Here is a 12,954-nt window from a genome sequence, read left to right as displayed (position 1 = left end):
TTCATAACATGTTGTTGAAGATAATAAGTAGGGTGATAATTTCATGAAGTGGGTTGTTAATTTCGGGATGTTGTTAAGTAGTTTCATAACATTTGTAAGTTGGGGGAGTGTTTATAATCTACCTTCTTCTGATTCCCGGTTGATCGGAGAGCAAGTGATTCACAAAGCAATAAAGGGCGATTACTTTCAAGCGTTAGCTGAAAACTATAATGTTGGCTTTTTCGCATTACTCGCCGCTAACCCTAATGTAGATCCTTTTTTACTTGAACCAGGCAGTGACATCGTCATTCCAAAACAAATGCTTCTACCCTTTGGTAAACGTGAAGGTATTGTGATCAATCTTGCTGAAATGCGGTTGTATTATTACCCTAAGGGAGAAAAATTAGTCTATGTATTTCCTGTTGGTATTGGCCGAGAAGGGCTCGAAACACCCCATTTAACCAGTACTATTGGTGAAAAACGTAAAGACCCTACTTGGCGACCAACACAAGAAATGCGCGCTCGTTACTTTGCAGAGCATGGTAAAGAAATGGTCAAAGAAGTTCCGGCAGGGCCCAATAACCCGTTCGGTAAATATGCACTACGTATTGGCACCAGTGAGTATTTACTTCACGGTACCAATAAACGTTTTGGCATTGGTATGCGTGCAAGTTCTGGCTGTATTCGCCTGTATGACAATGATATTGAATGGTTATATAACAATATTCCTATTGGCACCCTTATTCGTATATTAGAGCAGCCAATTAAAATGTCTTATGAACACGATGGAAAGAAAATAGAACTTCATAGTCCGTTAACCCCTGAGGGGGGGGGAGAAGTTAAATTAGTGATGACAAAAGCAGTAAAACATTTTATAGGTAATAATGTTCAAATGTTAAAAAAAGTGAGTTTACTACTAGCTAATCCAGAAGGTGTCGTCGTTTCATTAAATTGAGCTAAAGAGATATTGTCAATGAGCATAAATCAACTCCATTAGTATGAACCCAAGCTCCATCAGAATGAACTAAAACGCCGTAAGTATGAAGCCCAATTCCGTCATCCTGAACTTGTTTCAGGATCTCGTCTTTAAAAACTCAAAGAGCAGATACTGAAATAAATTCAGCATGACAGGAATGATACTGAAATAAATTCAGCATGACAGGAATGATACTGAAATAAATTCAGCATGACGGGAATGATACTGAAATAAATTCAGCGTGACAGGAATGATACTGAAATAAATTCAGCATGACGGGAATGATACTGAAATAAATTCAGCATGACAGGAATGATACTGGAATAAATTCAGCATGACGGACATGGATACCGAAATAAATTTAGCATGACGGACATGGATACTGAAATAAATTCAGTATGTACTCAAACGCTGTGAGTATGAAGCCCAATTCCGTCATCCTGAACTTGTTTCAGGATCTCGTCCTTAAAAACTCAAAGAGCAGATATTGAAATAAATTCAGCGTGACGGGAATGATACTGAAATAAATTCAGCATGACGGTAATGATACTGAAATAAATTCAGTATGACAGGAATGATACTGAAATAAATTCAGCATGTACCCAAATACCGTGAGTATGAAGTCCAATTCCGTCATCCTGAACTTGTTTCAGGATCTCTTTCTTAACAACGAGAATGATACTGAAATAAATTCAGCATGACGGGAATGATACTGAAATAAACTCACTATGACGAGAATGGATAATTACAAAAGATCTGAGGTTTTTGAATTCAGTATGACAACAAGTTCGTTCCTTTGGGTATTATTGGGGCTGTAATAGGTTCTGTTATGCGGTCAAATGACGGATCGTTAATATGGAAATAAAAAAACGAGACTCATTAAGTCTCGTTGCTGTTTTTATATTATATTCTCTGCATACTAATGAAGAATACGTGCGCGAATTGTGCCGTCAATCTGCTTTAATTCACGTAATGCAAGCACACTATCTTGCGCTTCAATATCAATAACCACATAACCAATTTTATCATCTGTTTGCAAGTACTGAGCAGCAATATTAATATTGTGTTTTGCAAAGGCTTGGTTAATCTGGGTTAAGACACCCGGTTGGTTACGATGAATATGTAATAAACGACTCGTACCCGTATGCTCTGGCAAAGAAACTTCTGGGAAGTTAACCGCTGAAAGTGTTGAACCGTTGTCAGAATACTTAGCCAGTTTACTCGCTACTTCTAAGCCAATATTTGACTGAGCTTCTTTAGTACTACCACCAATGTGCGGTGTTAAAATAACATTGTCAAATTCGCGTAAGGGTGAAATAAACTCTTCATCATTACCTTTGGGTTCAACAGGGAAAACATCGATTGCTGCGCCCGCGACTTTTTTACTTTTAAGCGCTTGTGCTAGAGCATCAATATCAACGACGGTGCCACGAGAAGCATTGATAAAAATAACACCGTCTTTCATGATTGCAAATTCTTTTGCTGCCATCATGTTTTGTGTTTGAACCGTTTCAGGTACGTGTAAACTAACTACATCAGCTTCTTGTAATAAAGCTTTTAAACTCGGTGCTTGGCTCGCATTACCTAAGGTAAGTTTAGTTTCGATATCATAAAAGCGAACACGCATACCCAAGGTTTCAGCTAAAATACCTAACTGTGTACCAATATGTCCGTAACCTATAATACCCAACGTTTTTCCGCGAGCTTCTACAGAGCCTGCCGCAGATTTATGCCAGACACCACGATGTGCTTTAGCACTTTTTTCAGGAATACCACGTAATAATAATAAAGTTTCACCTAATACTAGTTCGGCAACCGAGCGGGTATTTGAAAACGGGGCATTAAATACCGGAATACCGCGCTTTTGAGCCGCTTTAATGTCAACTTGGTTCGTACCAATACAGAAACAACCAATAGCGGCGAGTTTCTTGGCATGGCTTAAAACATGATCGGTTAACTGAGTGCGTGAGCGAATACCAATAAAGTGGACATTAGCAATTTTTTTGATTAAATCTTCTTCAGCAAGCGATGTACTTATACATTCAATATTGCTGTAGCCTTTCATTTTTAACTCTTCAATAGCGCTAGGGTGAACGCCTTCAAGTAATAAAATTTTAATTTTTTCTTTTGCTAATGAATTATTGCTCATTGGTCTAATATCTCATGTAGGACTATAGTGGTCATTGCCTTAACCATCTATAAAGCATTTAGATGGCTAGATTTCTAAATTAGCATATAGTGTATAAACTCTAAAGATTTATTTTATGAGTTTTGCGCCATCTTTAGTGCCTAAAATTAAAACATCAGCGCCACGTAGTGCAAACAAACCATTAGTAACAACCCCTACAATGGCATTAATATCGTTTTCAAGTTTCTTAGGATCAAGTATCTCTAAGTTATGTACATCGAGAATTACACAACCGTTATCGGTAATTACGCCCTGACGGTAAACGGGATCGCCACCTAACTTAACTAATTCACGAGCCACATAGCTTCGTGCCATCGGAATAACCTCTACCGGTAGTGGAAATTTCCCTAGCACTTTTACTTGCTTACTTTCATCGGCAATACAGACAAATGTTTTTGCTACGGCCGCGACAATTTTCTCTCGAGTTAGTGCAGCACCACCACCTTTTATCATCGACAGATATTCAGTAATTTCATCGGCGCCATCAACATAAACATCAATGCTACCCACATCGTTCAATTCAAACACTTCGATACCATGAGCTTTCAACTTCTGAGTCGACACTTCAGAGCTAGAAACTGCACCTTCAATGTCGTCTTTGATTGTTGCTAGGGCGTCAATAAAGTGATTAACAGTAGACCCCGTGCCAACGCCAACAATGGTATCGTTTTTAATAAATTCAAGTGCTTTAAGGGCTGCTGCCTTCTTCATTTCATCTTGTGTCATGTGAATCCTAATTAGCGAGGAGAAATTAGGTAGAAGTATATCAGCAGATGATTAAATGTCGAAGTGATAGCTGGTTGTAGGGGTGATAATTTTAAGTAGGGGAATATCCCAAGTTTCACTGGGAATGTTATCAACTTTTTGACAGTCATGCGCTAAGCCAATAGGTAACGGTTTAGTCTGTTGGTTTTGCTTATATTGTGCATACCAAGTAGCAAGGGTTCTGTCATAAAACCCTCCGCCCATGCCCAGTCTATTGCCGTATCGGTCGAAGGCGACTAATGGCGTAAAAATTATATCCAAGTTCGCAACCGTTATTATATGTCGCACATCAAGTTTAGGTTCTAAAATACCATATTTATTTTTGATAAGAGCAGACGTTTCAGTATAGTGTAAAAAAAGTAAATTCCCTTGACTAAAGGGGTGTATTACGGGTAAATAAACAGCGATGTTACTTTCCCAGCACCAGTTAATAAAAGGCTGAGTATTTAACTCGCCATCATTGGCTAAATAAATAGCGATGTGTTTAACGCCTTTAACTACTTTTTCTTTAATGAGTCTTTTCGATAATAAAAGTGATTGTTCTGCTTGCTGGTCAGCGTTTAATAAACTGCGTTGATAGCGAATTTCTTGGCGAAGCACATCTCTTGTTTTCATGATATTTAACCCCTTATGAAATAAGTCTAACGACAACAAGTAAGTTACAGTAAAAATCAGCTATAAAAAAGCCAACAATAAATGTTGGCTTTTCAAAATCACTTTAACGATGACTAACAGTTAATTAAGCGTTAGTCGTTGCCGTTGAACCATTTGCGTTAGTTGTAGATGCTTCTGAATCATCAGGTAAGTTTTCCCAAAATCTAGATTTGAAACCAACCAGTAAAATAATGATACCAATACCAATACTGAATAAGCTCACTTGGAGATAAAGTGAAGGAATTTGTGCAACGTTATTTGGATCATAGTTACCCGCTAACAAACCAGAAATAATATTACCAATTGAATAGGTTAATACAAAAACACCCATCATTTGTCCAGCGAAACGCTTAGGGGATAATTTACTTACGGCACTTAATGCTACAGGGCTCAAGCAAAGCTCACCAACGGTGTGCAAGAAGTAAGTGGCGACTAACCAATAAGGCGCTACTTTCATTCCTGATGCCGCATACTGCGCAGCAAAAAACATCACGATAAAACCACTGGCCATAATGATTAAACCAAAAGCACACTTTATACCGTAAGAAGGGCTGACCATTCTTTTACCTAAGTTAATCCATAGAGCAGCAAAAAAAGGTGAGAGTAAAACGATAAAAAACGAGTTGGTCATTTGGAACCAACCCGTAGGTATTTCAAATGATCCCACTATACGGTCAGTATAATCACGTGCAAATAAGTTGAGTGAAGAACCCGCTTGTTCAAAGCCAGACCAAAAACAAGCTGAGGCAATACAAATAAGTAATAACGCCCAAAGCTTTTTCTTCTCATTCGGTGTAATTGAGCTACCAAAATAAATAACCGCATAATAAATAACAAATATCAAAGAAAATGCTACGGCAACATACTGGGCAACGGTGACAGGTTTAATGGTTAATATGCCCTGAAATACAGCAAAAGTTACCAGAGCAATAACTGCTAGAACGACGCCAATCACTGTCCAGCTTGTTTTTTGTGCTTTAACTGATAACGGGTATACAGGCTTTTCTCCTATACCGTTAAGCTTAGGGGTAGTCATTTTGTATTGAATTAAACCTAATGCCATACCTATAGCCGCGGCGCCAAACGCCCAATGCCAACCGACATTTTCCATTAAGTAGCCACAAACTGCATAGCCAATAACTGAACCTAAATTGATGCCCATATAATAAATGGCATAGCCACTGTCACGACGAACATCTTCATCTGAGTATAATTGACCCACCATAGCGCCAATATTCGGTTTTAATAAACCCGTACCTAAAATGACGACGATTAAACCAATAAAAAAGGTGGTGTCATTCGGAATAGCTAAGATAATATGGCCAATCATAATAATAATTGCGCCGTACCAAACTGCTTTTTGACCACCAATTAATCGGTCAGCTATCCAACCGCCAGGTAAGCCCATAAAATAAACACTACCGGTATATAAACCATAGATAGCAGCAGCAGAAGCAACGGTTAAACCTAAACCACCTTCTTGTAAGGTGGCGGTCATAAATAAGACCAGTAGCATACGCATACCGTAATAACTCATGCGCTCCCACATTTCTGTGACAAACAGCGTTTGTAGTCCTGCCGGATGACCGAAAAAAGAACCCTCACCAGGTGTCCCTATAACTAAATTTTCTAGACCTGTATCATCAGGTGTACTCATAAAAAAATCCTCTAGATAAGTGTAAATTACAGTTAAATATTTTTATTTTAATTCGCTAAAAACAGGTTGAAATATTGAAAAAAGTTCTTTGCGCTGTAATTATTGGCAAATTTATTTGCAAAAGTCAGCGTGTGTTATACCTGTGCTTGCCATGAAAGGCAATAGTTCAGCACTGAGATTTGATTAAGCAGATGTAATGTTTTAGTTACCATTGTTTACTTCTGGCAAACAAAATAACCTATTAATAGGCAAGCTAATACAGAATGCGTTTACTTTTTAAAGGAGAAAAAGTTACTTTATTCAAGAGGTCGTTGCTGATAAACTCCAAAGGTTAATTTTTGCAGCTTATTTATAAGGCAATATATTAATTTATTGCCTTTAACTTATTTTATCTGCTTGTTTTACGTTTTAGAATTTTTAGCTAACTTTTTATCTTGAATTTATAGGAAATTTATTGCGCCAATGATGAATATTATTCGCTATGTTATAGCAGCCTCTTTACTTTTTACGCTCTCTTTTAATTTATATGCACAGCAGGTGTCTGCTCAGCAAATAGAACAATTTAAAAAACTACCTAAATCTCAGCAACAAGTGTTAGCTAAAAGTATGGGGGTTAACCTCAGTGCTATCGAAGCACAATTAGCCGGAAAAAACACTCAACAAGGACCGGTAAATACCCCTATTATTCCACGCGCTTTAAACGGCGATAATACGAACAATCAAAATGAAAATGAATCAGATGAGCAAAAGAACGCAGAAAATCTGTTCAAAAAGCTTCCCCGTTTCGGTTTAGAGGTTTTTGCAAATGCCCCTTCTACTTTTTCGCCAGTAATGGATATTGCTATTCCTGAAGGTTATATCTTAGGTACGGGGGATTCAGTCTCTGTACAAGTGTTTGGCAAAGAAAACCGCGAAATGAACTTAACGGTCAGTCGTGAAGGCGAGTTGGTTTTCCCTACTTTTGGACCAATAAAAGTGGCAGGACTCACTTTTTCAGAGCTAAAAAAATTCGTTGTTAATAAAGTAAAACAAAAGATTATTGGCGTTGATGTTGTGGTAAGTCTTACCGAACTGCGTTCAATGCGTGTTTTAGTCATGGGCGCTGCTTATAAACCAGGCCCATATACTCTTAGTTCTTTGTCTTCAGTAACTCATGCCATTTTTGCTGCGGGTGGTATAAGTGATATTGGTTCATTAAGGAACATCGAAGTTAAGCGTGGCGGTAAACTTATTCAAAAAGTAGATCTATATGAACTACTGATTGAAGGTGATTCATCAAGTGATATTTTATTACAATCAGGTGATGTTGTTTTAATTCCTGCTCAAGGACCAAGTGCATCGATATTTGGTGAAGTGCGTCGTCCTGCTATTTATGAATTAGCTGAAAAAGATAATTTTGATTCTGTTATTGCCATGGCTGGTGGCTTATTGCCTTCTGCCTACCCTAAGTCAGCGACTGTAGAAAGATATAATAGCAGTAACTTGCGAAGCATCATCAATATCGACCTATCAAATAAAAATGAAAGTGCAAAAGCCGTTGAGCCAGGTGACTATATTCGCATTTTGAAAAGCTCAGACATGTATGGTCAATCAATTACCCTCATTGGCGCGGTAGCCAGGCCTGGGAAATATCAGTGGCATAAACAGCAGCAATTATCTGATGTTATCCGTAATGCAGACTCTTACTTACTGCCCTACGCCGACCTAAATTACGGCATTATTGTTAGAGAGATAGATAGCGCACGCAATATTGAAATATTACAGTTTAACTTAGCCGAAGTTTTTGCTGATAACAATTCTATAAATAATATTCAGCTAAATACCAATGATAAAATTATTGTTTTTTCAAGTGCGATTACCTTATCAGATGAGCAATTTTTATTAGATGAACTTGCTTATACACAAGAAGAGCTCTTGGCGAAAGAAAGAAATTTAGTCATTAAAAGTGATAAACGGAAAAAGTTCTGGAATAAGTATGGCAAAGATAGTCTTGTGGCGAACAGTGCTAATGAAGAGGTTCAACAATCTATTAACGACATTAGTGGCGGCGTAACGAAAAATATTGTCAATGTTCGTGAAATGGCTTTGTTTTCTCGTCAACGTTTACTGGTGCCTATTGTCAATAAACTACGCCAACAAGCTGGCGCTGGCACACCTATTCAGTTGGTTGAAGTTGACGGAGAAGTTAAATTTCCTGGTGTTTATCCACTCGGGAAATATTCACGTGTTAATGACTTAATTAGAGCGGCTGGCGGCGTTAAAGAATCAGCTTACTTATCGCGAGCTGAATTAACGCGTAACGAAATGGATGGTATGAGTGCTGTAAAGATATCAAAAAACATTCAACTTGCTAACGCACTTCAACAAGTCGATGAAGACAACATTATACTAAAAAGTAAAGACCGTTTAAATGTACATCGAATTCCTGCATGGAGCGAGAACAATGTTATCGAGTTACGAGGTGAAGTACTTTTTCCGGGTAAATATACCGTTCGCCGTGGCGATAAATTGTCTAGTGTTATTAAGAAAGCGGGCGGTTTAACATCGTTCGCTGACCCCAATGGCTCAGTGTTTTCACGGGTGAAATTAAAACAACTAGAGAAACAAAACTTAATCAAAGTGAGTGCAGACTTACGTATAGAAATGGCAACGAAGTCATTGTCAAGCAATAGTGCGGTTACCTCTTACACCGAAATACAATCGCTTCTTGCTGATTTAACTAAAGTAGAACCCGTAGGGCGTTTGGTCATTAACTTACCACGGGTTATTGCGAGTAATGATTATGATGTTGCTGTTGAAGGGGGCGATATTCTCTACATTCCAACGATGAAAGACTCTGTTAATGTTATGGGACAGGTACAAGTTAATAGTTCTCATATGTTTGACTCATCACGAAGCGTTGAACAATATATTGCACAAAGCGGTGGCTTGAAAAAGCGCGCTGACGATGAAAGAATTTACATTATTTCGTCAAACGGCAGTATCAGAATGCTCCAAGAAAGTAATTGGTTTGCGGGTACTAGCGACTCCGCTTTAAAACCAGGAGATTCTATTGTAGTGCCACTCGATTCTGAGTACATGAATAGCTTAACGCTCTGGACAACGGCAACCACCATTATGTACAACACCGCAGTAGCAGTTGCTGCGATCAGTGGACTTTAAACGCTTTTTATAAAAATTCAAAATGGAATGAATAAAGATGATCAACGATTTAAGTGAAGTAAAATTAGCCATAATTGGTTTAGGCTATGTAGGTTTACCTTTAGCGGTAGAGTTTGGTAAAAAATACCCAACCTTAGGTTTTGATATTAACCAATCTAGAATTGCAGAACTACAAAGTGGTACAGACCGTACACTAGAAGTGAGTGATGAAGAGCTTGCCCATACTAAAGCGTTATCTTACTCATGCACCGTTGATGATTTAAAAACGTGCAATGTATACATTGTTACGGTGCCCACACCGATTGATAAGCACAAACGACCTGATTTAACCCCGTTAATTAAAGCCAGCGAAATGCTGGGTAAAGTCATTAACAAAGGCGATATTGTTATTTATGAATCGACGGTTTACCCTGGCGCTACAGAAGAATCGTGTATTCCTGTTGTAGAACAGTTTTCAGGCTTAACGTTCAATACCGATTTTTTTGCGGGTTACTCACCTGAACGAATCAACCCAGGCGATAAAGAACATCGCGTTATTAATATTTTAAAAGTAACTTCAGGTTCAACACCCGAAATTGCCGAGTTTGTTGACCAACTCTACCGCTCTATTATTATTGCCGGCACACACAAAGCCAGTTCGATAAAAGTGGCAGAAGCGGCTAAAGTGATTGAAAACACCCAGCGTGATGTCAATATTGCATTGATTAATGAATTATCAATCATTTTTAACAAACTAGGTATCGACACATTAGAAGTACTAGAAGCAGCAGGTACAAAATGGAACTTTCTACCCTTCCGTCCGGGGCTAGTCGGTGGTCATTGTATTGGTGTTGACCCTTATTATTTAACCCATAAAGCACAATCGGTGGGTTATCACCCTGAAATGATTTTAGCTGGTCGTCGCTTAAACGATGGTATGGGGGCCTATGTGGTTTCTCAACTGGTTAAAAAAATGCTGAAAAACCGTATTCAAGTTGAGGGGGCCAATGTATTAGTAATGGGTTTAACATTTAAAGAAAACTGCCCTGATTTACGTAATACTAAAATTGTTGATATTGTTAGCGAGCTAAAAGAATATAATATAAATGTCGATATTACTGACCCTTGGTGTTCAAGTGAAGCTGCAGAACATGAATATGGCTTGTCGCTAAACCAAACACCAAAAGCAGATACTTATGACGCGATAGTTTTAGCGGTATCTCATGACCAGTTTAAAAAACTGGGAGCTGAAAATATCCGCAAGTTGGGTAAGAAGAATCATGTTCTTTATGATTTGAAATATTTACTCCCCAAAGATAGTGTCGATATGCGTTTGTAGCGTTAGTTATCTTTTAAGTAAGCATCCCTCATGTGAAATAGATATAATGATCCTGAACTTGTTTCAGGATCTCAAAACAAATAATAAACAAATAAGTAAATAGGTAAAGGAAACTAATGTCTCGTTTTAGCGAAGTTAAAATTCAACTCGAACAAACACCCAAAAAATGGCTTGTCACTGGCGTTGCTGGTTTTATTGGTTCAAACATTCTTGAAACATTACTAAAGCTTGGTCAAACAGTCGTGGGTTTAGATAACTTTGCAACGGGCCACCAGCATAACTTAGACGAAGTTCAGTCTCAGGTTTCAGCAGAGCAATGGGTAAAGTTTACCTTTATCAAAGGCGATATTCGTAATTTCGATGACTGTCAAAAAGCAGTTTCAGGTGTTGATTACATACTTCATCAAGCAGCTTTAGGTTCAGTACCTCGCTCAATTGCAGACCCAATATTAACGAACGCTGCTAATATTACCGGTTTTGTTAATATGTTAACCGCAGCAAAAGAAGAGCAAGTCAGTACTTTTGTTTATGCCGCTTCAAGTTCTACTTACGGTGATCATCCTGCATTACCTAAAGTAGAAGAAAATATAGGCAAGCCATTATCACCTTACGCCGTAACAAAGTATGTAAACGAGCTATATGCTGACGTGTTCAACAAAACCTATGGTTTGAATGCAACCGGTTTACGTTACTTTAATGTATTCGGTAAACGTCAAGACCCCGACGGAGCATACGCAGCAGTGATCCCAAAATGGACAGCCGCGATGATCGACAACCAAGACTTATATATCAATGGTGATGGTGAAACGAGCCGTGATTTTTGTTTTGTTGAAAATGCGGTACAAGCAAATATATTAGCGGCTACAGCAGATGATGCCGGTAAGAACCAAGTTTATAATGTGGCTTTAGGCGATAGAACAAGCTTGAATACTTTATTCGATAGCTTAAAAGTCGCATTAAAAGCAAATGGCGTAAATTATGATAAATCAGCAATTTATCAAGATTTCAGGGCAGGGGATGTTTTACATTCTCAAGCGGATATTTCTAAAGCTAAAAATTTATTAGGTTTTGAACCTGAGTTTAAAATTCAACAAGGTATTGATAAAGCGATGCCTTGGTATATTAATTTTATGACAAAATAGATAAGTAAAGTCCGATTTTATCGGACTTTACATTGTTGAATGCAAAGCTCAAACATAAACCCGTTTGGCCAATACGCACAGGCACTTCGCCATAGTGGCAGCGTAACCCGTAATACTGATTGTGCACCCGTCATCCTGACACCAACACCGTCAACCAGACTCCACTACTGTCATCCTGAACATAAAACCGTCATCCTGAACTTGTTTCAGGATCTGTACTTACCTACAACCCCCAGATACTGAAATAAATTCAGCATGACGACAAAAGGGCAGGAAAATACCGTGACTCTGAACAAAAACTATAATCATGAAGCCAACACCATCATCAAGAACTCTGACCATCATTAAGAACTCTGACCATCATTAAGAACTCTGCACCATTAACAAGTTAGCGATTACCCACCATCGTAGCCGCGCATCCCCGTCATCCTGATTGTGTACCCGTCATCCTGAACTTGTTTCAGGATCTGTACTTACCTACAAACCCCAGATACTGAAATAAATTCAGCATGACGACAAAAGGGCAGGAAAATACCGTGACTCTGAACAAAAACCATAATCATGAAGCCAACACCATCATCAAGAACTCTGCACCATTAACAAGTTAGCGATTACCCACCATCGTAGCCGAGCAACCCCGTCATCCTGATTGTGTACCCGTCATCCTGAACTTGTTTCAGGATCTGTACTTACCTACAAACCCCAGATACTGAAATAAATTCAGCACGACGACAAAAGGGCAGGAAAATACCGTGACTCTGAACAAAAACCATAATCATGAAGCCAACACCATCATCAAGAAGCCAACACCATCATCAAGAACTCTGCACCATTAACAAGTTTGCGATTACCCACCATCGTAGCCGCGCATCCCCGTCATCCTGATTGTGTACCCGTCATCCTGAACTTGTTTCAGGATCTGTACTTACCTACAACCCCCAGATACTGAAATAAATTCAGCACGACGACAAAAGGGCAGGAAAATACCGTGACTCTGAACAAAAACTATAATCATGAAGCCAACACCATCATCAAGAAGCCAACACCATCATTAAGAACTCTGACCATCATTAAGAACTCTGACCATCATTAAGAACTCTGCACCATTAACAA

At 38.6% G+C, this 12,954-nt stretch carries 8 protein-coding genes; 4 read left to right on the top strand and 4 right to left on the bottom strand.

Features of this window, described 5'->3' with window-relative positions; genetic code table 11:
- The first annotated feature begins 43 nt into the window (after positions 1-43).
- Positions 44-934, top strand: a complete 891-nt coding sequence (locus H4J73_RS13835) for a L,D-transpeptidase family protein (protein WP_182223650.1) — start codon at positions 44-46, stop codon at positions 932-934.
- A 940-nt stretch (positions 935-1,874) separates the two neighbouring features.
- Here H4J73_RS13835 and serA read toward each other — a convergent pair.
- From serA to H4J73_RS13815, 4 genes are all read right to left on the bottom strand, one after another.
- Positions 1,875-3,104, bottom strand: a complete 1,230-nt coding sequence (serA, locus tag H4J73_RS13830) for a phosphoglycerate dehydrogenase (protein ID WP_182176911.1) — start codon at positions 3,102-3,104, stop codon at positions 1,875-1,877.
- Between the two features lie 108 nt (positions 3,105-3,212).
- Entirely contained in the window at positions 3,213-3,869 is a 657-nt protein-coding gene (gene rpiA, locus H4J73_RS13825) for a ribose-5-phosphate isomerase RpiA (RefSeq protein WP_182176910.1), read from the bottom strand.
- Between the two features lie 51 nt (positions 3,870-3,920).
- A complete protein-coding gene (locus H4J73_RS13820; RefSeq protein WP_182223651.1) occupies positions 3,921-4,523 on the bottom strand; it encodes a 5-formyltetrahydrofolate cyclo-ligase in 603 nt (200 codons plus the stop codon).
- A gap of 124 nt (positions 4,524-4,647) precedes the next feature.
- Positions 4,648-6,219: a peptide MFS transporter gene (locus H4J73_RS13815; RefSeq protein WP_182223652.1), complete on the bottom strand. Its 1,572-nt coding sequence runs from the start codon at positions 6,217-6,219 to the stop codon at positions 4,648-4,650.
- A 462-nt stretch (positions 6,220-6,681) separates the two neighbouring features.
- On the opposite strand from H4J73_RS13815, the gene H4J73_RS13810 reads away from it, so the two are divergent.
- From H4J73_RS13810 to H4J73_RS13800, 3 genes are all read left to right on the top strand, one after another.
- The gene (locus H4J73_RS13810; protein ID WP_182223653.1) at positions 6,682-9,381 is read left to right on the top strand and encodes an SLBB domain-containing protein; all 2,700 of its coding nucleotides are present in this window, start codon (positions 6,682-6,684) and stop codon (positions 9,379-9,381) included.
- 37 nt (positions 9,382-9,418) lie between these two features.
- Positions 9,419-10,699 carry a Vi polysaccharide biosynthesis UDP-N-acetylglucosamine C-6 dehydrogenase TviB gene (gene tviB / locus H4J73_RS13805; RefSeq protein WP_220460679.1) on the top strand — a complete coding sequence of 427 codons (1,281 nt, stop codon included), beginning with the start codon at positions 9,419-9,421 and terminating at the stop codon, positions 10,697-10,699.
- Between the two features lie 116 nt (positions 10,700-10,815).
- Positions 10,816-11,841 (top strand): NAD-dependent epimerase/dehydratase family protein, encoded by a 1,026-nt coding sequence (locus H4J73_RS13800; protein WP_182223654.1) that lies wholly within the window; start codon positions 10,816-10,818, stop codon positions 11,839-11,841.
- Positions 11,842-12,954: the final 1,113 nt, after the last annotated feature.

This window comes from Colwellia sp. MB3u-41, assembly GCF_014076845.1.
In the GTDB taxonomy this organism is placed as follows: domain Bacteria; phylum Pseudomonadota; class Gammaproteobacteria; order Enterobacterales; family Alteromonadaceae; genus Colwellia_A.
This window is presented reverse-complemented; position numbering and strand designations above follow the sequence as displayed.